We start from the raw sequence: 21,284 nt of genomic DNA on the forward strand, positions 1-21,284 counted from the left end.
GGCCACCACGACCACGGCCCACGGGGCGCGCGTCACGGCGGCCCGCCACCTCCACCGGAGAAGCGTCCCCCTGGACAGGGCCCGGCCACGTGCGGCGGGCGGGCCTTGCCGGGCGAAGCCGTAAAGGATGAACCTCCCGAACAGCAGACAGAATCGAAAAGGCCTCTACGGGGCGAGCATGTCTACGGTGAGGTTGGCCTCGGTGTTGGGGATGCCCAGGTCGGAGGCGCGTTTGTCGGCCATGGCGAGCAGCCGCCGGATGCGCCCCGCGATCGCGTCCTTGGTCAGCGGCGGGTCGGCGATCTGCCCCAGCTCCTCCAGCGACGCCTGCTTGTGCTCCACCCGCAGCCGCCCGGCCACCACCAGGTGCTCGGGCGCCTCGTCCCCGAGGATCTCCAGCGCCCGCTGCACCCGCGCCCCCGCCGCCACCGCGGCCCGGGCCGAGCGCCGCAGGTTGGCGTCGTCGAAGTTGGCCAGCCGGTTGGCGGTGGCCCGCACCTCGCGGCGCATCCGCCGCTCCTCCCAGGCCAGCACGCTGTCGTGCGCCCCGAGCCGGGTGAGCAGCGCGCTGATCGCGTCGCCGTCGCGCACCACGACCCGGTCCACCCCGCGCACCTCGCGCGCCTTGGCGTGGATCTTCAGCCGCCGCGCCGACCCCACCAGCGCCAGCGCCGCCTCCGGCCCCGGGCAGGTGACCTCCAGCGACATGGAGCGCCCCGGCTCGGTCAGCGAGCCGTGCGCCAGGAACGCGCCCCGCCAGGCGGCCTCCGCGTCGCAGGAGGCGCCCGCCACGACCTGGCGCGGCAGCCCGCGCACGGGCCGGCCGTGGTTGTCGATGAGCCCCGTCTGCCGGGCCAGCGCCTCACCGTCGCGGTAGACGCGCACCACGTAGCGCGAGCCCTTGCGCAGCCCGGCGGGCGCGAGCACGAGCACCTCCGCCTTGTGCCCGAACACCTCCCCGATGTCCTTGATCAGCCGCCGCGCCGTGGCGTTGGTGTCGAGCTCGGCCTCGATCACGATCCGCCCGCCCACCAGGTGCAGGCCGCTGGCGAACCGCAGCAGCGTCGAAACCTCCGCCTTCCGGCAGCACGGCTTGAGCACCGGCAGGCGGCTCAGCTCGTCTTTCACCACACCTGTCATCGCCATGCGTAAGTCCTCTCCCCCATTCAGACCGGCTCCCTTGAGTCTCTCGCACCTTCGCGCCACGCCGACCAGGATCAACGCTTCTGGAGGAAAATCTCGTCCAGGACGGAGGCAAGACGTCGTGGGTCATGCCTGGGCGAGCCGTCGGCGGCGGCCACGTCGGCCATGACGACCCGCGCGCCGAGCGCGGCGGCGGCCTTCTCCAGGGCGTCGGGGTCGTCCACGACCCCGGTGTCGGCGAGCACGACGTCGACCGACAGGTCGGGGGCGTGCTGCCTCAGCACCTCCAGGTGCTGCTGGGGGGAGAAATCATCGGTTTCGCCCGGCTGGGGGGCGAGGTTGAGCGCGACCAGCCTCCTGGCCTTGGTGGCGTGCAGCGCCCTGGCCAGCTCGGGCACCTTGAGGTGCGGCAGCACGCTGGTGAACCACGATCCGGGGCCGAACACCACCCAGTCGGCCTCCAGCACCGCCGCGACGGCCTCGGGCCTGGCGGGCGGGTCCTCGGGGACGAGGGAGATCGCCTGCACCCGGCCCGGGGTCAGGGCGCACGCCACCTGCCCGCGTATGGTCGAGATGACGCCGTCGAGCTCCACCTCGGCCACGATGTCGAGCGGCACCGAGGCCATCGGCAGCACGCGGCCCTGCGCGCCCAGCAGCCGCCCGACCCAGTCGAGCCCGGCCACGGGGTCGCCGAGCAGCTCCCACAGCGCGACGATGAGCAGGTTGCCGACGGCGTGCCCGTGCAGCTCGCCCTCGCTGCGGAAGCGGTGCTGGACGACCTCGCTCCAGGTGCTGCCCCACTCGTCGTCGCCGCAGAGCGCGGCCAGCGCCATACGCAGGTCGCCGGGCGGCAGCACGCCCAGCTCGCGCCGCAGGCGCCCGCTGGACCCGCCGTCGTCGGCGACGGTGACCACCGCCGTCAACCGGTCGGTGACCATCCGTAATGCCGACAGGGACGCGTACAGGCCGTGCCCGCCGCCCAAGGCCACGACGGGCGGCCCCCACCCCGTGGTCAGGCGCACGACCGGCTGCCCCGGCACCGGCGCACACCGCCCCGCCGCGCCCTGACCGGATCCGACCTCACCCGACCCGGGCTCACCCGGACCAGACCCGGACCCGGTCTGAACGGGCACAGCCTCGGCCTGATCGGGCACCGGACGACCCGGCTCAGCCCGGCCACGCGACCCGGCGACCTGCCCGGCCCCCGGTTCTACCTGGTCCGGTGCTTTCTCCGAACGGCCCGCTGCCGATGGCGGCGGGGCGGATTCGAAGCGTTCATCGGTCACTCCCGCCCCACATCCCGGTGGCTCACCTGGACCTCCATGCCGCGGTCGCGCAGGCGGGCGGCCACCTGCTCGGCCATGGCGACACTGCGGTGCTTGCCACCCGTGCAGCCCACGGCGAGCGTGGCGTAGCTCTTGCCCTCACGCGCGTATCCGGCCGCGACCACCTCCAGGACCTCCTCGTAGGCGTCGAGGAACTCCTTGGCCCCCGGCTGCCCCAGCACGTAGTCGCTCACGGCGGGGTCGAGCCCGTTCATCGGCCGCAGCTCGGGCACCCAGTGCGGGTTGGGCAGGAACCGGCAGTCGACCACGAGGTCGGCGTCGACGGGCAGGCCGTACTTGAACCCGAACGACACGACGTTGAGCCGCAGCCCCGGCCGGTCCTCGCCGCCGAAGTACGCGACGATCTTGTTGCGGAGATCGTGCACGTTGTGCGTCGAGGTGTCGATCACCAGGTCGGCGTTGGCGCGCACCTCCCGCAGGATGCCGCGCTCGCGGGTGATGCCGTCGACCAGCCGGCCCTCGCCCTGGAGGGGATGGGGCCTGCGGACGTTCTCGAACCTGCGCACCAGCTCGTCGTCGCTGGCCTCCAGGAACACCACCCGCACGCGCACGCCGCGCCCTTCGAGCTCCTCGATGGCCGCGTTGAGGTCGGTGGTGAACGCCAGGCTGCGCACGTCGACCACGGCCGCCACCTTGTCGGCGGCCAGCTTGACCTTGCCCGCCTCCTCGGCCATGGCGAACAGCAGGCCCGGCGGCAGGTTGTCGATGACGAACCAGCCCAGGTCCTCCAGCGCCTTGGCGGCGGTGCTGCGCCCGGCTCCCGACATGCCGGTGACGATGACGAACGCCGGTTCGGTGCTCATCGCCTCACCTCGCGGGCCGGAGCGGGCGGGCATGATCGTTCGGCGTTGACACCCTGGCTTCCTGGCGAGATCAAGGTGACTCTCCCTTCAGCGTCGACACGATGACCTCGGCAATGGACGGGCCGATGCCGGGAACCTCGCAGATTTCGGCGGCAGTGGCCTCGCGCAGCTTCTTCACGGAGCCGAAGTGTTTGAGCAGCGCCTGCCTGCGCGCCGGCCCGAGGCCGGGCACGCCGTCGAGCGCGCTCTCCTTCACCGTCTTGGACCTCTTGGAACGATGGTAGGTGATGGCGAACCTGTGTGCTTCGTCCCGCACTCGTTGCAGCAGGTAGAGACCCTCACTTGAACGAGGCATGATCACCGGCTGGTCGTCGCCGGGCAGCCACACCTCCTCCAGCCGCTTGGCCAGGCCGCACACGGAGACGTCGTCGATGCCGAGCTCGTCGAGCGCCCGCCGCGCGGCGGCCGCCTGGGGCCCGGCCCCGTCGACCACGACGAGGTTGGGCGGATAGGCGAACTTGCGCGGCTTGCCCGTCTCGGGGTCGATGGGCCCGTGGCCGCCCTCACCGTCGCCGCCGTCGTCGGCCGCCAGCTCGCCGGTGGCGGAGCGCTCCTCCAGGTAGCGGCGGAACCGGCGGTTGATCACCTCGTAGATCGAGGCGACGTCGCCCTCCTTGGTCTTGACGGCGAAGCGGCGGTATTCGCTCTTGCGCGCCAGTCCGTCCTCGAAGACCACCATCGACGCCACGACGTTCTCCCCTTGCAGGTGGGAGACGTCGTAGCACTCGATGCGCAGCGGCGCCTGGTCGAGGTCGAGCGCGTCGGCGATCTCCTGCAGCGCCTTGCTGCGGGTGGTCAGGTCGCCGGCGCGGCGGACCTTGTGCTGGGCCAGCGACTCCTTGGCGTTGCGCGCGACGGTCTCCATCAGCGACTTCTTGTCGCCGCGCTGCGGCACGCGCACCTCGACGCGGGCGCGGCGCTGCTCGGTCAGCAGCTCGGCGACCGCCTCGTGGTCGGGCGGCAGCGCGGGCACCAGCACCTCGCGGGGCATGGACTCGGGGCCGGCCTCGCCGTACATCTGCAGCAGGAACTGCTCGACCAGCTCGCCGGGAGAGGTCTCCTCGACCTTGTCGACGACCCAGCCGCGCTGGCCCCGGATGCGGCCGCCGCGCACGTAGAAGACCTGCACGGCCGCTTCGAGCGGGTCTTCGGCCAGCGCGATCACGTCGGCGTCGGTGCCCTCGCCGAGCACGACCGCCTGCTTCTCCAGCGCCCGCTGCAGCGCCTGGATGTCGTCGCGCAGCCGGGCCGCCCGCTCGTATTCCTGCTCGGCGGCGGCCTCGCGCATCTCCTTCTCCAGGCGCTTGATGAAGCGGCTGGTGTTGCCCGCCATGAAGTCGCAGAAGTCTTCGGCCAGGTCGCGGTGCTCCTGCTGGGTGACCCGGCCGACGCAGGGCGCCGAGCACTTGTCGATGTAGCCGAGCAGGCAGGGCCGGCCGATCTGCCCGGCCCGCTTGAACACCCCGCTGCTGCACGTGCGCACGGGGAAGACCCGCAGCAGCAGGTCGACGGTCTCGCGGATGGCCCAGGCGTGGGAGTAGGGCCCGAAGTAGCGGTTGCCCTTGCGCCTGGCGCCGCGCATGACCTGCACGCGCGGGAAGTCCTCGCTCATGGTGACCGCGAGGTAGGGATAGGACTTGTCGTCGCGGTATTTGACGTTGAAGCGCGGGTCGAACTCCTTGATCCAGGAGTATTCGAGCTGCAGCGCCTCCACCTCGGTGCCGACGACCGTCCAGTCGACGTCGGCGGCCGTGGTCAGCATCGACTGCGTGCGGGGGTGCAGCGCGGAGAAGTCGGCGAAGTACGAGTTGAGCCGCTGACGCAGGCTCTTGGCCTTGCCGACGTAGATCACCCGGCCGTGCGCGTCCCTGAAGCGGTAGACCCCAGGGGACTCGGGGATCGAACCCGGCTTGGGCCGGAAACTCAAGGTGCTGCCCGCTGATCTCGCCACGTTGCCAGCCTAGTAGCCCGCACCGACAGGCTTGCCCGCCGTACTGTTCGCGCAGGTACGGCGGGCTGTGTCCGGAACGGCTCAGGCCAGCATGATCTGGTCGCCCTCGACCTTGATCTCCTGCGCGGGCAGCGGCTTCTCGGCCGGGCCCGCCGTGACGGAGCCGTCGGCGATGGCGAACCTGCTGTTGTGGCACGGGCACACGATCGCGTCGCCCTCGATGTGGGTGACGGGGCAGCCCTTGTGCGTGCACAGGGCGCTGAACGCCTTGAACTCGCCCGCCGCCGGCTGGGTCACCACGACCTTCTGATCCTTGAAGACCGTTCCGCCGCCGACGGGGATGTCGGCCGTCTTGGCCAGCGCGCCACCCGCCTGCGGAGCGCCGGACTGCGACGCGCCGGGCTGTGACGTGCCGGGCTGGGGCGCGCCCGAGGCGGCGCCGGAGTCGGTGGCGGTGCCCGCCGTGGTCGTGTCGCTGCCGCCACTGCACGCGGTGATCGCCAGCGCCAGGCCACCCGCTCCGACGCTTGCGAACACCGCCCTGCGGCTCTGAAGGTCATCTGCCATGCGCTCACCCAAACGCACGCAAGTGAGAAAATCATGAGACGCAGGTCAAGCCGCTCTCATAAGACGCGGTCAGGCCAGGCGGATCTTGTCGCCGTCCACCGTGATCTGCTTCTCCTCAAGGGGCTCGCTCGCGGGGCCGTCGGCGACGGAGCCGTCCGCGATGTTGAACTTGCTGCCGTGGCAGGGGCAGTTGATCGTCTTGTTCGAGACGCTCGCGACCGTGCAGCCCTGATGGGTGCAGATCGCGCTGAACGCCTTGAACTCACCCGCCGCCGGCTGGGTCACCACGATCTTCTGCTTCTCGAAGACCTTCCCGCCGCCCTGCGGGATGTCGGCGGTGTCGGCCAGCGCCTTGGGCTTGCCGCCCTTCTTCTTGGGCGCCTCGGACGACGGCTCCGCGGCCGGTTCCTCCGCCGGCGCCATGTCCGCTTCCGTGGCCGGCGAGCCGTAGCTCGCGCAGGCCGTCAGAACCGCCGCGAGCCCGGCGCTCCCGGCGCCGAACACCACCGTCCGGCGCGTCGTTTCCGTCATGGTGCGTCCTCCCAGATTGGCTCTCACTTCAGGTACGGCCGGCGCCCTGGCACCGGTTCAGCGTGCCCGAAGACCAATCCGGTGACTACGCACAATTACCGGTTCGCCCGTTCACACCACCACGATGCCATCGCCTTCGACCTTCACCTGGAACGAGGCCAGCGGGGCGGTGGCGGGCCCCTTGGTGGCCTGCCCGGTGTCGGCGGCGAACTCGCTGCCGTGGCAGGCGCACCTGATCACGTTGTCCTTGGGCGTGCTGACCTGGCAGCCCTTGTGCGTGCAGGACGCGCTGAACGCCTTGTAGACGCCCTCGGAGGGCTGCGTCACCACGACCTTCAGGTCCTTGATCAGCTTGCCGCCGCCCACGGGCACGTCGGCCGCCTTGGCCAGGACCTTGCCCTTGAGGCTCGGCTGGGCCTGCGCTCCCCCGGCGCCGCAGGCGGTCAGCGCCAGCCCGCACGCGGCGACGCCGCCCGCGCCCAGCAGCTCCCGCCGCCCCAGCCCGTTCTCCGCCATGGCTTCGCTCCCCCGATCGGTACGTTCCGTCCGTGCCGCACCTCGTGTCGCCTTTGCCCCCGGGGATGCGGCTGTTGCCAGTGCCTCACCTTATTGACGCGACCCACCGGTCCGGAAAACGGGTGTTCCTCATCCCCGGCCATCCCGCCACCGCTCCGGCCTCCGGGGCCCGTGTCCCGGACCCCGGAGCTACCCGCCGTGACCGGGCCTCCCAGCGAGACGCGCCAAGACTCAGCGAGACCCGGTGCGGCTCAGTGGGCGAGGATCTTGCGCAGGAACCGCCCCGTGTGGCTCTCGTCCACCAGCGCGACCTCCTCAGGCGTGCCGCTGGCCACGAGCGTGCCCCCGCGCGACCCGCCCTCGGGCCCCATGTCGATGATCCAGTCGGCGGTCTTGATCACGTCGAGGTTGTGCTCGATGACGATCACGGTGTTGCCGCCGTCGACCAGCCTTCCGAGCACGCCGAGCAGCCGCCGGATGTCCTCGAAGTGCAGCCCGGTGGTGGGCTCGTCGAGGACGTAGATGGTCCGGCCGGTCTGCCGCCGCTGCAGCTCGGAGGCGAGCTTGACCCGCTGCGCCTCACCGCCGGACAGGGTGGTCGCCGGCTGCCCCAGCCGCACGTAGCCCAGGCCGACGTCGTTGAGCGTCTGCAGGTGCCGCTTGATCGCGGGAATGGCGTCGAAGAAGCCCAGGGCCTCCTCGATCGGCATGTCGAGCACCTCGGCGATCGTCTTGCCCTTGTAGTGGACCTCCAGCGTCTCCCGGTTGTAGCGGGCGCCGTGGCAGACCTCGCAGGGGACGTAGACGTCCGGCAGGAAGTTCATCTCGATCTTGATGGTGCCGTCGCCCGCGCACGCCTCGCAGCGCCCGCCCTTGACGTTGAAGCTGAAGCGCCCGGGCTGGTAGCCGCGCACCTTCGCCTCGGTGGTCTGCGCGAACAGCTTGCGCACGTGGTCGAAGACCCCGGTGTAGGTGGCCGGGTTGGAGCGCGGCGTGCGCCCGATCGGCGACTGGTCGACGTGGACCACCTTGTCCACGTGGTCGATGCCGTTGATCCGGGAGTGCCGCCCCGGCACCGTGCGCGCCCCGTTGAGCTCCTTGGCCAGCGCGTTGTAGAGGATGTCGTTGACCAGCGTCGACTTGCCCGACCCCGACACGCCCGTGACGGCCGTGAACACGCCCAGCGGGAAGTCGATGTCGACGCCCTTGAGGTTGTGCTCGCGCGCCCCCTTGACCGTGATCTGCCGCTTCTTGTCGCGCTTGCGGCGCTTGGCGGGGATCGCGATGCTCTTGCGGCCCGACAGGTAGGCCCCCGTCATCGACTCCTCGCTGGCGAGGAGGTCCTGGACGGTGCCGGAGACCACGACCTGCCCGCCGTGCTCGCCCGCGCCCGGCCCGATGTCGACCACCCAGTCGGCGGCGGCGATCGTGTCCTCGTCGTGCTCGACCACGATGAGCGTGTTGCCCATGTCGCGCAGCCTGATCAGCGTGTCGAGCAGGCGCATGTTGTCGCGCTGGTGCAGGCCGATGGAGGGCTCGTCGAGGACGTAGAGGACGCCGACCAGGCCGGAGCCGATCTGCGTGGCCAGCCTGATGCGCTGGGCCTCGCCGCCGGCCAGGGTGGCGGCGGCGCGGTCCATGGTCAGGTAGTCGAGACCGACGTCGAGCAGGAAGCCCATGCGCGCGTTGATCTCCTTCACCACCCGCTCGGCGATCTGCATGTCGCGGTCGGACAGCTTGAGCCCGGCCAGGAACTTGGCGCACTCGCCGATCGACATGGCCGACACCTCGGCGATCGACTTGTCGGCGACGGTCACCGCGAGGCTCACCGGCTTGAGCCTGGCTCCCTTGCAGGCCGGGCACGGGATCTCGCGCATGTAGCCCTCGAACCGCTCGCGCGCCGCGTCGCTCTCGGCCTCGGCATGCCGGCGCTGCACCCACGGGATGACGCCGTCGTAGGTGGTGTAGTAGGAGCGCTGGCGGCCGTAGCGGTTGCTGTAACGGACGTGGACCTGCTCGTCGTGGCCGTACAGCAGCGACTTCTGCGCCTTCTTCGGCAGCCGGTCCCACGGCGTGTCGAGCGTGAACCCGACCGCGTGGCCGAGCGCCTCGATCAGCCTGGAGAAGTATTCGCTGGTGTGACCCCCGGACCAGGGGTGGAGGGCGCCGTCGCCGAGCGTGCGCTCGGGGTCGGGCACCACCAGGTCGGGGTCGACCTCCATCTTGGTGCCCAGGCCGGTGCACTCGGGGCAGGCGCCGAACGGGGAGTTGAAGGAGAACGAGCGCGGCTCCATCTCCTCGAACGACAGGTCGTCGTAGGGGCAGTAGAGGTGCTCGGAGTAGAAGCGCTCGCGGTTGGGGTCACCTTCGGGAAGGTCGACGAACTCGAGCGTGATCGTGCCGCCCGACAGCTGCAGGGCCGTCTCGACCGAGTCGGTGAGCCTGCGCCGCGCCGACTCCTTGACCGACAGGCGGTCGACGATGACCTCGATGTCGTGCTTCTCGTATTTCTTCAGCGTCGGCGGCTCCTCCAGCCGTACGACGGTGCCGTCGACCCTGGCCCTGGCGAACCCCTTGGTCTGCAGCTCGCGGAACAGCTCGGCGTATTCGCCCTTGCGGCCCCTGATGACCGGCGCGAGCACCTGGAACCGGGTGCCCTCCTCCAGGTCCATCACCCGGTCGACGATCTGCTGCGGCGACTGCCTGGCGATCGGGCGCGCGCACACCGGGCAGTGCGGCTTCCCGATGCGCGCCCACAGCAGCCTCAGGTAGTCGTAGACCTCGGTGATCGTGCCCACGGTCGAGCGGGGGTTCTTGCTGGTGGCCTTCTGGTCGATGGAGACCGCCGGTGACAGGCCCTCGATGAAGTCGACGTCGGGTTTGTCCATCTGGCCGAGGAACTGGCGGGCGTAGGCCGACAAGGACTCGACGTAGCGCCGCTGCCCCTCAGCGAAGATCGTGTCGAAGGCCAGGCTCGACTTGCCCGAGCCGGACAGGCCGGTGAAGACGATCAGCGAGTCTCGCGGCAGATCCAGCGAGACGTCCTTGAGGTTGTGTTCTCGTGCACCACGCACGATCAGGCGGTCAGCCACGGCGATCCCGGAAGTCGAAAGGCGGATAGGTCCACGGGGGATGGTAGACGGCGGCTCCGACAATTTCGGCTGGCCGGTTCCGCGGCCCCCGAAAATCCGTCCCTCACAGGTTACGGCCATCTCCCGAGCAGGAAGGAACTCTTCAACATTCAACCTCGTGACCTGGGGTTTTATGCCCTTCCCGTGCCCGTCACCCTAGATGATGAAAAATCTGGACATGACCGTGCTGCCCGCGCTCCAGGCCGAACTGGCCTCGGCGACCAACCAGCTCCTGGCCACGGCCGCGTCGCTGTCCGACGCCGACGTCGCGGCCCCCTCCCTGCTGCCCGGTTGGACCAGGGGACACGTCCTCGCCCATCTCGCCCAGAGCGCCGGCTCCTACGTCAACCTCCTGACCTGGGCCGGGACCGGCGTGCGCACCCCGCAGTACCCCTCCGGCGCGGCCAGGGCCGCCGGGATCGAGGCCGGCGCCGCCCGCCCCGCCGCTCTCCTCCTGGCCGAGGCCGAGGAGGGGGCCGCCCGCTTCGCCGCCGCCGTCCGCGACCTGCCCGCGCCCGCCTGGTCCGCCCGGGTGGAGGGCATGCGCCCGCCGCCCCACCCCGCCTGGTACGTCCTGGTACGCCGCCTGCGCGAGATCGGCTTCCACCACGTGGACCTCGCCTCCGGGTACGGCCCCGCGGACTGGCCGGCCTCGTTCGTCCACCGCGAACTCCACGACTGCCTGGCCACCTGGTCCCGTGCCGGGAGCACGGTGAGCGAGATCCACCTCCTCGCCCCCACCCCCGAACCCGGCCCTCCGGCCGACCCCGGACCCCGGTCACGGCCGGCCGGACCCGGACCGCGGGCGGAGCCCCGGCCCGGCCCCGGGCCCCGGCCCCGGGCGGAGCGGAACGTCGTCGCCCGCCACCGCGGCCTCGGCGACGGCCCCGTCGTCCGGGGCACGCCGCGCGACATGCTGGCCTGGCTCACCGGCAGGTCCGGGGGCGAGGGCGTTAGTCTGTTGCCCGCGGGGCAGTCGTCCACGTCAGCTCCCGGAGGCGCCGGTCTTCCGGAGCCGCCACCGTGGCTGACGCGCACGGCCCCCGCTGATCTACCCGCGACGCCCCCGAAGGACTACCCATGACCTACACAGGTGACGTCCAGGTCGGCGGCCCCGCCGACGTGCGCGAGCTGTCCGCGCTGACGATCTGCAAGCTCGCCGTCGGCCCGTACGACAACAACGCCTATCTGCTGCGCTGCACCGAGACCGGACAAGCCCTGCTCATCGACGCCGCGGCCGACTCCGACCGCCTGCTGGCCCTCATGGCCGAGCAGCCGGCCGCTCAGATCGTCACCACCCACCAGCACGGCGACCACTGGCAGGCGCTGGAGCAGGTGGCCAAGGTGACGGGCGCGCGGGTGATCGCCCACCCGCTCGACGCGCCCGCCCTGCCGGTCCCGGTCGACCGCACGGTCGAGCACGGCGACACGATCACGGTGGGCGCGGTCACCCTGGAGGTCATCCACCTGCGGGGGCACACGCCGGGCTCGATCGCCCTGCTCTACGACGGCGGCCCCGACGGCCGTCACCTGTTCACCGGCGACTCGCTCTTCCCCGGCGGCGTCGGCAACACGTGGGAGGACGCCGAGCGTTTCACCCAGCTCTACAACGACGTGGTGGAGCGGGTCTTCGACCGCCTGCCCGACGACACCTGGGTCTACCCGGGCCACGGCAAGGACACGACGCTGGGCGTGGAGCGCCCGGCACTGCCGGAGTGGAAGGCGCGGGGCTGGTAGGTCCCGTCATCCCCGGGCGGCCAGCACGCGCACGATGCGCTCGGCCGCGAGGGCGGGATCGTCGGTCAGCCCGACGAGCTCGCCCCACGACCACCGGTAGGACCACCCCTCGGAGTGCGGCACACAGTCGACGGTCTCGACCAGCAGGGCGGCGTCGGGGCGGCTGACGCGCAACGCGGGCGGATACGGCCGTAGCACGGCGGTCAGCCCGCGTTGTTCCAGCTCCGTGGCCAGCTTGCCGAGATGGTACGTGCGCGTGTGCTCGCGCGGCGTGGCCGACATGAATCCATCAAAACCGAAATAAGACGAAAAATCCCGTCAGTTACGCATCGGCTGGCGTTCAGCGGCTGACGCGCTGGGCTTCCTTGCGCTGCTCGCGCTTGTAGAACAGCACCCGCAGCGGAATCGCCGCGACGAGCGCGATCTGCATGGTGGCCCCGATCTTGATCGGCAGGTCGCCGCCCTGCGGCCAGGCCACCCAGACGGTCAGGAACGCCACGTTCACCATGATCCAGCCCAGGACGACCGCGGCGAGCTGCCCCTTCGGCTTGGGGTACTCGATGCGGCTGACCATCAGCCAGGCCACGCCGAGCACGGCCAGCAGGGACCAGAAGCTCGGCTGGAACAGCAGCACGATGGAGATCACGGTCATGGCGCCCATGGGGATGGGCAGGCCCATGAAGTCGCCGCTCTTGGTCTTGACGCAGGCGAACCTGGCCAATCGCACGACCCCGGCGACCAGCACGGCGGCCGCCGCCGCGAGCACGGCCGCGAACGGCACCTGGTCGGTGAACCCGCCCCAGATGACGATCATGAACGCGGGCGCGAAGCCGAAGCTGATGACGTCGGCGAGGTTGTCCAGCTCGGCGCCCATCGCCGAGGCCCGGAAGCGCCGCGCCACGAGCCCGTCGAACAGGTCGCAGGTCGCGCCGATGAGCAGCAGCACGATGGCCGTGGCGAAGTAGCTGGGCGCGGGGGTGAACCGTCCGCCGTCGATCTGGAGCTGCTGGATCGCGGAGGACGCCAGGACGCACACCGCGAGGAACCCGCAGACGGCGTTGCCGAGCGAGAGGGAGTCCGCGGCGGACAGGCGGAACGCCTTGCCGACCGGACCGCGAGGCTCTTCCTCCTCCGCCTGCCAGCTGCCGGCGTCAGCCGCGGTCAATTCTGGTCACCCCCGCCACGGTCTTCATGCCCACGGACACCGCCGGGGCGATCCCTTCGGGCAGGTAGATGTCGACCCGCGAGCCGAACCGGATGAGCCCGACGCGCTCGGCCTGCTCGACCTTGGCCCCGGCGCTCAGGTACGGCACGATCCGGCGCGCGACCGCGCCCGCGATCTGCACCATCTCGATGTCGCCCAGCGTGGTCTCGAAATGCCACACCACGCGCTCGTTCTGGTCGCTGTCCTTGTTGAACGCCGGCAGGAACCCACCTGCCACATGCTGCACGGAGGTGACATTCCCCGCAAGAGGGGCACGGTTGACGTGCACGTTGAGCGGGCTCATGAAGATGGCGACCCTGGTGCGGCCGTCCGGCCACGGGTCGATGCTCTGCACCACGCCGTCGGCGGGCGACAGGATGCGGCCCTCGCCCGGCGTGCGGTCGGGGTCGCGGAAGAACCAGAGCATGCCCCCGGTGAGCGCGCTCAGCGGCACCGCCGCGAGCGCCCATCGCCGGTCTCGGCGCGTCAGCAGAGCAGTGGCGGCCGCCGCGGCCGCCGTCGGGAGGAGCCACGGGGAGACCCCGCGTGCGAGCCTCATACGGCTCGGCTTAGCAGAATCGTCTGACACGTACAACCTTTGGTGGTTACTGGACTGGGCGCTTTGCCGTGATGTTACAGAACCCGCAACCATTACACGGCATAACTACACAAGCAAAGCGCCTCGAAGCCCATTTCGCTAGACCTGCTCCGGGTGCGTCTCCTCGCCCTTGCGCGCGTCGATGCGTGCCTTGATCAGGCTGGCCACGGTGGTGATCACCATGGTGGCGCCGATGACCGAGAGCGACACCCAGATGGGAATTTCGGGCGCCCAGGAGACATGGCTGGCGTGCAACGCCTCCAATACGAGCTTAACCCCGATGAACCCCAGGATGAACGCCAAACCGTAGCTGATGTAGACGAGCCGCTGCAGCAGACCGCCCAGCAGGAAGTAGAGCTGACGCAGTCCCATCAGCGCAAACGCGTTGGCCGTGAAGACGATGAAGGGATCCTTGGTGAGCCCGAAGATCGCGGGAATCGAGTCGAGCGCGAACAGCAGGTCGGTGCTGCCGATGGCGACCATCACGATGAGCATCGGCGTCACCATGCGCCTGCCGTCGATCTTGACGGTGACCTTGGAGCCGACGTAGCCCTCGGTGGTCGGGAACGCGCGGCGCACCCACCTCAGCACGACGTTCTCGTTGAACTCCTCCTCGTCGCCCTTGAGGTGCTGGCGGACGATGTTGATCGCGGTGTAGACGAGGAAGGCGCCGAAGACGTAGAACAGCCAGCTGAACCGCTCGAGCGCCGCCGCGCCCAGCGCGATGAAGATGCCGCGCATGACGAGCGCGAGCAGGATGCCGACGAGCAGCACCTTGTGCTGGTAGGCCCGCGGCACCGCGAAGCGGCTCATGATGATGAAGAAGACGAACAGGTTGTCGACACTGAGGCTGTATTCGGTGATGTAGCCGGCGAAGAACTCGCCCGCCTTGCCCCCGCCCTCGGTGATCCACAACATCACACCGAAGGCCACGGCAAGGGCGACGTAGAACGTTACCCAATATCCGGCCTGCCGCATGGAGAACTCTCGGGCTTCGCCGCGGTCCACGATCCACAAGTCGATCGCGAGAACAACGAGTAGACCGCCGATGACGGCGATCCAGGCCCACATGGGTACGCTCACTCAACCCTCCGGCACGCGCACGCTTGATTGCCGGAGGTCTCTCCCGCCCGCGGCGAGCCGCGGACCGGCAGCCCCGGGGGCCCCTTGGAGTGGGGCTGCACCGTGATGACGAGGCTGTCGCGAAGGGATACTCCCCTCCCTAACCCAGGCAGTATATGAGAACGCCTCGATCTCGGGTAATCATCCTCCGGGCCTTACGCCCGATACAGGCCAGGTAGACCCCCTTGGCCCCGCTTGGACCCGGCCTCCTCCCCGGCCCGTACGCCCGGAGCAGCACCGCCCCGACTCCCCTCGCACCCGGCCTCCTCACCGACCCGTACGCCCGGAGCAGCACCACCCCGACCCCGCTTGGACCCGGCCTCCTCACCGGCGCGGCCCGGCACAGGCCAGGTACGCCTCCAGCGCGTCCGCCACGACGTCGTCGGCGCCGGGCATCTCCCGCCCGCGCCGCTCGGCGGCCGCGGCCAGTGCCCGCGCGGCTTCCGGCGTGGCGAGCAGCCTGCGCACGGCCGCCTGGAAGCCCGCCACGTCGCCGTACGGCACGAGGATCCCGCCGTCACCGAGAATCTCCGGAATGCCGCCGACCTCGGAGGCGATGGCCGGCGTGCCGGTCATGAGCGCCTCGCGCAGCGTGAGCGGCTGCCCCTCCCACCGGCTGGGCATCACCAGCGCAGTTGCGGCCCCCAGCAGGTCGGGCACGTCGTCCCGGTTGCCCAGCAGCACCACGGGCAGCTTTTCCGCGTCGATCCTGCGCTGCAGCTCGCCCCGCAGCGGCCCCTCGCCCGCCACCACGAACAGCGGCTCGCCGCCCTGCCACGGCCCCGCCGCGACGTCGAGCAGCGTCTCCAGCCCCTTCTGCTGGGCCAGCCTGGCCACCGTCAACAGGATGGGCCGCTCCCCCGCCCCCAGGTCGTCCCTGACCTCCTGCGGCGTGCGCCGGGCCGGGCGGGGCACGGGCGCCGCCACGACCGCGGCCCGCACGTGCCTGGCGCCGAGCCGTCTCATCCGCTCGGCGAGGTCGGGCGAGACGGCCAGCACGTGCCCGGCCCGCCGCGCCACGATCCGCTCCAGCAGCCCGTAGACCAGCCCCACGAACCCGCCGGCGGTCAGCGCGTTGTGCAGGGTCACCACCGGCCCCGGCCGCCCCAGCGCGGCCAGCGCCCCGGCACGCAGCCCATGGGCGTGGACCACGTCGGCTCCCCGGGTCAGCCGCCTGACGGCCAGCACGGCGCGCAGGTCGTTCGCCGGATGCGGCCGGTCGGAGACGCTCACCTCCGCGAACCTGGCCCCCGCCGCCGCGAACGAGAACTGCTCCTCGACGCTCCGCGGCCCGGCCACCAGCACCTGATGCCCCCGGCGCACGAGCCCCTCGACCAGCATCAGCACATGCCGCCCGGTGCCGCCCGACGTGGTGCCCAGCACGAAAGCCACCCGCACGCCCCGCTCCCTCCTCATCACCTCATCCCATCCTGCCGCCCCGGCCGACCGCGGAGGACCGAACGCTCGTCAGGGGTCTCGGCCCTACCCATTGCGCCCACCGGCGGTCTCTGCCTCGCCCATCACGCCCGCCAGGCGGTCTCAGCCCGTTCCGCCGCGTCTCAGCAGCCCGGCCACCGCGGCGGCGTCGGCCCGGTCCGTCAGTGCCACGACCGCCGCCCCCACCGCCAGCGCCACGACCGCGGCCAGCACGGCGGCCCCCACGTTCGCCCAGACGCCGCTCACGCCCAGCAGCGCCACCACGCCGGCGCCCGCGAGGTAGCCCAGCACCCCGCCGGCGGCCGCCGCGCCCGTGGCCCTGGCCAGCCCGGCCACGGCCCCGCTCCCCCGCGCCCGCGCCACGGACCCGAGCAGCATCGCGCCGCCCACGCTCATACCGGCGCTCATGCCGAGCGCCATCCCGCCGATCTTCCACTGCTCGGGCAGCACCAGCACGAAGACGGTCTGGGCGACCATCACGACGACCCACCCCGTCACGGTGCCGACGGCGACCGCCCGCCCCCGGCCGGCGGCGTACAGGACCCGGCTCAGGTGCGCGATGAGCCCGTATCCCACCAGACCGGGGGTGAACAGCGCGATCGCCACCGCCAGCTCCTCGGCGGGCACCTCGCTCTTGCTCGCGAGGAACACCACGGCGACCGGCCCCGACGCGGCGGCCAGCACCCCGGCGGCCAGCCCCGAGACCAGCACCACGGCCCGGGTGGTGCGCGCGGCGAGCGCCGCGAACGCCTCCGGGTCGCCGGACCGGGCCGACAGCCGGGGGAACGCGCTGGTGGCGATGGGCACGGCCAGCACCGCGTACGGCACCAGGTAGATCGCCCACGCGTAGTTGTAGACGGCGATGGCGCCGTTGCCGATGGCGTTGTTCGACAGCAGCACCACCACGATCATGGCCGCCTGCTGGGCGAGCAGCGCGGCGATGCCCGCCAGGGCGAGCCTGCGCACCTGGCCGGCCACCCCCTCGGGAAACCGTAAGGTCGGCCGCCACCTCAGCCCCAGCCGCGCCACGGGCCCGAGCACGGTCAGCACCAGGGACAGCACGCCCAGGCTGGTGCCCACCGACAGCGCCAGCTCGGCGGGCTCCGGCACGCCGGCCGGGTCGCTCATCCCGTCGCTGAGCGGCACGAACAGCAGGTAGGCCACGATGACCACGATGCTGGAGACCAGGGGCGCGGTCGCGGGGCCGGTGAAGCGGTTGTGCGCCTGCAGCACGCCGTAGAGGACGACGGCGACGCCGTACAGGGGGATCTGGGGGGCGAAGACGACCAGCATCCGGGTGGCGACCGCGCTCACCGCGCCGGCGTCGCAGTCTTCGACGCCGCCTGCGAACAACAGGCCGGTGATGGGCCCGGCGAGCAGCGCGAGCAGCACGCCCAGCGGCACGAGCGCGACGATCACCCAGGTGAGCAGCGCCGAGCCGATGCGCCCGGCCCGCTCCCGCGACTCCTGCCCGGCGGCGCCGGCCAGCACCGGCACGACCATGCCCGCCAGCGCGCCGCCCGCGACGATCTCGAAGACGATGTTGGGGATCTGGTTGGCCGTCATGTAGGCGGTGGCCAGGCAGTTGGTGCCGACGGTCTGGGCGAAGGCGTATTGCTTGGCGAAGCCGATCACGCGCGCCAGGACGGTGATCGCCCCGATCAGCATCGCGCCGCCCGCGACGCCCCGCGCCGTCACCACTCCCATCCGGCCTCCCCGCAGCCGCTCACGCTCACGCAGACATCCTGGCAGGCCGGACCGACAACCGCGGCCGCCGGGCACGAGGGATTCACCACGTCACGCCCCGGCCTACGCCACCCGTACGAACCACACGAAGCCCCGCCGCCCGCGACCGGACCACGCGAACCTCGACAAGCCCGCGCGGACCCCGGCCGCGCGGACCCCGGCCGCGCGAACCGCCCCGGAGGCGGCCACACAAGCCGGCCCGCACGAGCCGACCCGCCAAGACCGGCGCACACGAACCGGACCACACGAACCGGACCACACGAAGGCGGGCCGGTTCGCAGGGCCGCGCACCTCGGCACCGGAAGGCGGGCTACCCGGGCGGGCGGATCAGGCCGGGTCGGCCGGGCGGCGGCCGAGCAGGTCGATGCGGTTGAGCACCGGGTTGCCGGCGATGACCTTGGTGAAGCTGACCTTCTCCGCCGCCGCCGTCAGCGCGACCACGGTGCCCAGCAGCGCGTAGCGGCCGGGCCTGCCCAGCTTGGTGACGGCGGCGAGCCCGAGCAGGGCGCCCAGCGCGTTGGCGCCGGCGTCGCCGAGCATCGCGCGCTCGCCCAGGTCCTCGGGCAGCAGCGCGGCGGCGGCGCCCAGCGGCACGGCGGCCAGCGCGGCCGTGGCGGGCGAGCCGCGCAGCAGCGCGGCGGCCAGCAGCGGCCCTCCGGTCAGCAGGCCGACCTTGATGGCCCGGCCGGGCCGCAGGTCGAAGAGGTTGGCGAGGTTGGCGGCGCCCGCGATGGTGGCGCCGTTGACCAGGGTGTCCACCGGCCCCCGGGAGACGAGGGCGGCGGCGCCCAGCCCACCGGCGCCGATGCCGAGGATCTTGACGGCGCCGCTGGTGACCTCGCCCCGGGCCAGCGCGGTCAGGTGTCCCTTGAAGCCCTTGGAGGAGGTGGTGCCGTAGAGGTCGTCGTAGGCGCCGACCGCGCCGCTGCCGACGCCCGCGAGCAGCGCGGCCGCGCGCACCCTGCCGGGCAGGCCGGGCGTGAGCGCGGCGGCGGCGCCCGCCCCGGCGGCGAAGGCGGGGCCTTCGAGCAGGGTGATGGGCTCGCCCCGGTGGTTCTTCCTGGTCCAGCGGCCGCTCAGGTCGGCGGGCCGGCCACGGGTGAACGCCGCGTAGGCGGCGCGGGCGGCGGCGGCGCCGATGGCGGCGCCGGCGAGGGCGTACAGCAGGCCACGGGCCCGGCTGGCAGGCATGTCAGCTCCCTGACTGTGTGGGGGACGGGGTCGCGGACGTCGTCTCCGCCGGCACGGCGCCCGAGGCCCCTCTGCCGACGCCGTACTGGCCGGCGCGCCCGGACAGCTGCTCCCGCAGAGAGTAGACGATCGCGACGCGGCCCACGGGCATGTCGGCCGTATCGACGGTGGAGACGCGCTTGGAGACCTCGCCCTCGTCGCGTACGGCGGCGATCGCGTCACCGGGCACCGCGGTGGTGGCGGCCGTCCCGGCCAGCACCGTGCCCTTGCCCCCGACGTCGAGCGCGTCGGCCACGGAGACGAGGGCGCCGGCCTGGGCCTCGGCGTTCTCCCCTTCGTACGGCTTCTCCGGCGCGAACATCACCGCGAGCATGGCCCGTTTGACCGGGTCGCCCTCGACGCTGAGCAGCCCGCCCGCCTCGAACGTGCTCAGGACGTCGGCGGTGGCGGTGTTGGGCGCGCCGGCCTGGGTCTGGTCGGTGGTGACGAGCGCGGCGGCGAGCAGCGCGGCGGCGCGGTCCCAGCTCGTGGCGGTGGCCGGGAAGACCATGTTGACCGGCTTGAGCTGGTTGACCAGGCCGTCGAGCACGCCCTTGCCCTTGGGGTCGAAGAACTTCTCGGTGAACGTGACGCGCCCGGAGATCTCCGCGCCGGCCTGGTCGAGCACCTGTTCGGTGGCCTCGCGCACGGTGGTGCCGGAGCCCGGCGTCTCGATCAGCACGACGCGCTGGCCGGTCAGGTCGCCGGCCACCAGGTCGGGGGTCGCGGAGGCGATGAACTGGTCGTTGCCGGCCAGGCGGCCCTGCAGCCCGTCGATCTGCACCCGCAGCTCGTCCTTCGTCTTGGTGAGCTGGGCGCTCACCTCCTGCGCCGACTTGACCGCGGGGTCCTGCAACAGACTGGTGCCGAGCACGATGCCCACCGCCAGGGCCAGGAAGATGGCGACGATGGAGACGAGGTGGTAGCGAAAATCGATCACGAGAAGAGTCCGACCAGCCAGAAGATGAATGCGTTCCAGAGGTCTTGCAGGCCGTTCAGCCAGGTCTGGCCGAGTGGCGACAGGAAGAGCGCGACCCCCATGGTGATCAGCGCCGTGATCACGAGCAGGAGCAGCTGGGAGGTGCTGATGCGGCTGCGGTAGAGCCTGCTCACGCCCTTGGCGTCGATGAGCTTGCTGCCGATGATCAGCCGGGTGAGGAAGGTGCTGGCCATGCCGGAGCGCCCCTTGTCGAGGAACTCCTCCAGCGTGCCGTGGGTGCCGACGGCGACGATCAGCTCGGCGCCCTTGTCGTCGGCCAGGAGCATCGCGATGTCCTCGCTGGTGCCCGTGGCGGGGAAGATCACCGCTTCGCGGCCGAGCTGGTGCACGCGTTCGAGCCCGGGTGCCCTGCCGTCGCGGTAGGCGTGCACGACGAGCTCGGCGCCGCAGGTCAGGGCCTTGGTGGAAACCGAGTCGAAGTCGCCGACGATCACGTCGGGCAGGTAGCCGGCCTCCAGCAGCGCGTCGGCCCCGCCGTCGACGCCGACGAGGACGGGGCGGTATTCGCGGATGTAGGGGCGCAGGGTGGCGATGTCTTCCTTGTAGTGGTATCCGCGCACCACGATGAGGACGTGCCTGCCCTCCATCGGGGTGCGGATCTCGGGCACACCGACTCCGTCGATGAGAAGCTTGCCCTCACCGCGAACGTATTCCATCGTGTTGACGGCGAAAGCCTCGATCTGCACGGCCAGGCCGGCGCGCGCCTCGGCCATGGCCGACTCGACGGCCTCGGCGGTCTGCTCCTCGCCCTTGCCGACCACGTCGTCATCGAGGTAGACGACGCCGTCGCAGACGCGGACGACGTCGCCGTCCTTGACCCGCTCGAACAGCTCCTGGTTGGCGTTGTCGATGAACGGCACGCCGGCTTCGAGCAGGATCTGCGGCCCCAGGTTGGGGTAACGCCCGCTGATGCCGCTGGCCACGTTGACCACGGCCGCGGCTCCGCACGCGACGAGCGCCTCCGCGCTGACCCGGTCAACGTCGACGTGATCGATAATCGCGATTTCCCCGGGCTGGAGGCGTTTTGTCAGCCTCTTGGTCCGCCGGTCGATCCTCGCCACTGCCGTTATACCGGGAAGGTCGCTGACCTTCCTGCCGCGGAGGCCCGGCATTCTGCTTCCCGGAACCTTCATCAAGACCATCCTGCCAGAGCAAAACAGCG

The 21,284-nt window shown here is 71.5% G+C and carries 19 protein-coding genes; 2 read left to right on the forward strand and 17 right to left on the reverse strand.

Annotated features, from left to right (window positions below; genetic code table 11):
• Positions 1-165: 165 nt before the first annotated feature.
• From whiA to uvrA, 8 genes are all read right to left on the reverse strand, one after another.
• Positions 166-1,146 carry a DNA-binding protein WhiA gene (gene whiA / locus IO39_RS26155; RefSeq protein WP_043628190.1) on the reverse strand — a complete coding sequence of 327 codons (981 nt, stop codon included), beginning with the start codon at positions 1,144-1,146 and terminating at the stop codon, positions 166-168.
• A gap of 71 nt (positions 1,147-1,217) precedes the next feature.
• Positions 1,218-2,081 carry a gluconeogenesis factor YvcK family protein gene (locus IO39_RS26160; protein ID WP_245642246.1) on the reverse strand — a complete coding sequence of 288 codons (864 nt, stop codon included), beginning with the start codon at positions 2,079-2,081 and terminating at the stop codon, positions 1,218-1,220.
• 344 nt (positions 2,082-2,425) lie between these two features.
• The gene (gene rapZ / locus IO39_RS26165; protein ID WP_043628192.1) at positions 2,426-3,292 is read right to left on the reverse strand and encodes an RNase adapter RapZ; all 867 of its coding nucleotides are present in this window, start codon (positions 3,290-3,292) and stop codon (positions 2,426-2,428) included.
• Between the two features lie 70 nt (positions 3,293-3,362).
• Positions 3,363-5,279 carry an excinuclease ABC subunit UvrC gene (uvrC, locus tag IO39_RS26170; protein WP_052423379.1) on the reverse strand — a complete coding sequence of 639 codons (1,917 nt, stop codon included), beginning with the start codon at positions 5,277-5,279 and terminating at the stop codon, positions 3,363-3,365.
• A gap of 105 nt (positions 5,280-5,384) precedes the next feature.
• The gene (locus IO39_RS26175; RefSeq protein ID WP_043628197.1) at positions 5,385-5,870 is read right to left on the reverse strand and encodes a Rieske (2Fe-2S) protein; all 486 of its coding nucleotides are present in this window, start codon (positions 5,868-5,870) and stop codon (positions 5,385-5,387) included.
• Positions 5,871-5,939: 69 nt separating this feature from the next.
• Entirely contained in the window at positions 5,940-6,401 is a 462-nt protein-coding gene (locus IO39_RS26180; protein ID WP_043628200.1) for a Rieske (2Fe-2S) protein, read from the reverse strand.
• A gap of 111 nt (positions 6,402-6,512) precedes the next feature.
• Positions 6,513-6,917, reverse strand: a complete 405-nt coding sequence (locus tag IO39_RS26185) for a Rieske (2Fe-2S) protein (RefSeq protein WP_043628202.1) — start codon at positions 6,915-6,917, stop codon at positions 6,513-6,515.
• A gap of 251 nt (positions 6,918-7,168) precedes the next feature.
• The gene (gene uvrA / locus IO39_RS26190) at positions 7,169-10,009 is read right to left on the reverse strand and encodes an excinuclease ABC subunit UvrA (RefSeq protein ID WP_043628204.1); all 2,841 of its coding nucleotides are present in this window, start codon (positions 10,007-10,009) and stop codon (positions 7,169-7,171) included.
• A 217-nt stretch (positions 10,010-10,226) separates the two neighbouring features.
• On the opposite strand from uvrA, the gene IO39_RS26195 reads away from it, so the two are divergent.
• Together IO39_RS26195 and IO39_RS26200 are read left to right on the forward strand one after the other, a co-directional pair.
• Positions 10,227-11,132 (forward strand): maleylpyruvate isomerase N-terminal domain-containing protein, encoded by a 906-nt coding sequence (locus IO39_RS26195; protein WP_052423380.1) that lies wholly within the window; start codon positions 10,227-10,229, stop codon positions 11,130-11,132.
• Positions 11,129-11,785, forward strand: coding sequence for an MBL fold metallo-hydrolase (locus IO39_RS26200; protein ID WP_043628206.1), 657 nt, complete (start codon positions 11,129-11,131; stop codon positions 11,783-11,785). Before IO39_RS26195 ends, IO39_RS26200 begins: the two co-directional genes overlap by 4 nt.
• A 6-nt stretch (positions 11,786-11,791) precedes the next feature.
• Here IO39_RS26200 and IO39_RS26205 read toward each other — a convergent pair whose 3' ends face one another.
• The 9 genes from IO39_RS26205 to steA all read right to left on the reverse strand — a co-directional run bounded on the left by IO39_RS26205 (position 11,792) and on the right by steA (position 21,255).
• Positions 11,792-12,067: a hypothetical protein gene (locus tag IO39_RS26205; RefSeq protein ID WP_043628209.1), complete on the reverse strand. Its 276-nt coding sequence runs from the start codon at positions 12,065-12,067 to the stop codon at positions 11,792-11,794.
• A 58-nt stretch (positions 12,068-12,125) separates the two neighbouring features.
• Positions 12,126-12,950 (reverse strand): CDP-diacylglycerol--serine O-phosphatidyltransferase, encoded by an 825-nt coding sequence (gene pssA, locus IO39_RS26210; RefSeq protein WP_043628211.1) that lies wholly within the window; start codon positions 12,948-12,950, stop codon positions 12,126-12,128.
• Positions 12,937-13,548: a phosphatidylserine decarboxylase gene (locus IO39_RS26215; protein WP_052423381.1), complete on the reverse strand. Its 612-nt coding sequence runs from the start codon at positions 13,546-13,548 to the stop codon at positions 12,937-12,939. The genes pssA and IO39_RS26215 overlap by 14 nt, the downstream gene beginning before the upstream one ends.
• 138 nt (positions 13,549-13,686) lie before the next feature.
• A complete protein-coding gene (locus tag IO39_RS26220; protein ID WP_043628214.1) occupies positions 13,687-14,670 on the reverse strand; it encodes a TerC family protein in 984 nt (327 codons plus the stop codon).
• A 363-nt stretch (positions 14,671-15,033) separates the two neighbouring features.
• A complete protein-coding gene (locus tag IO39_RS26225; RefSeq protein WP_043628380.1) occupies positions 15,034-16,107 on the reverse strand; it encodes a glycosyltransferase family 4 protein in 1,074 nt (357 codons plus the stop codon).
• A 141-nt stretch (positions 16,108-16,248) separates the two neighbouring features.
• The gene (murJ, locus tag IO39_RS26230) at positions 16,249-17,853 is read right to left on the reverse strand and encodes a murein biosynthesis integral membrane protein MurJ (RefSeq protein WP_043628216.1); all 1,605 of its coding nucleotides are present in this window, start codon (positions 17,851-17,853) and stop codon (positions 16,249-16,251) included.
• Between the two features lie 366 nt (positions 17,854-18,219).
• Positions 18,220-19,083, reverse strand: coding sequence for a hypothetical protein (locus IO39_RS26235; protein WP_043628218.1), 864 nt, complete (start codon positions 19,081-19,083; stop codon positions 18,220-18,222).
• 1 nt (position 19,084) lies between these two features.
• Positions 19,085-20,062 carry a copper transporter gene (locus IO39_RS26240; RefSeq protein ID WP_043628220.1) on the reverse strand — a complete coding sequence of 326 codons (978 nt, stop codon included), beginning with the start codon at positions 20,060-20,062 and terminating at the stop codon, positions 19,085-19,087.
• The gene (steA, locus tag IO39_RS26245) at positions 20,059-21,255 is read right to left on the reverse strand and encodes a putative cytokinetic ring protein SteA (protein ID WP_043628223.1); all 1,197 of its coding nucleotides are present in this window, start codon (positions 21,253-21,255) and stop codon (positions 20,059-20,061) included. Before steA ends, IO39_RS26240 begins: the two co-directional genes overlap by 4 nt.
• Between the last annotated feature and the right edge of the window lie 29 nt (positions 21,256-21,284).

It is taken from the genome of Nonomuraea candida (assembly GCF_000725485.1).
GTDB lineage: Bacteria > Actinomycetota > Actinomycetes > Streptosporangiales > Streptosporangiaceae > Nonomuraea > Nonomuraea candida.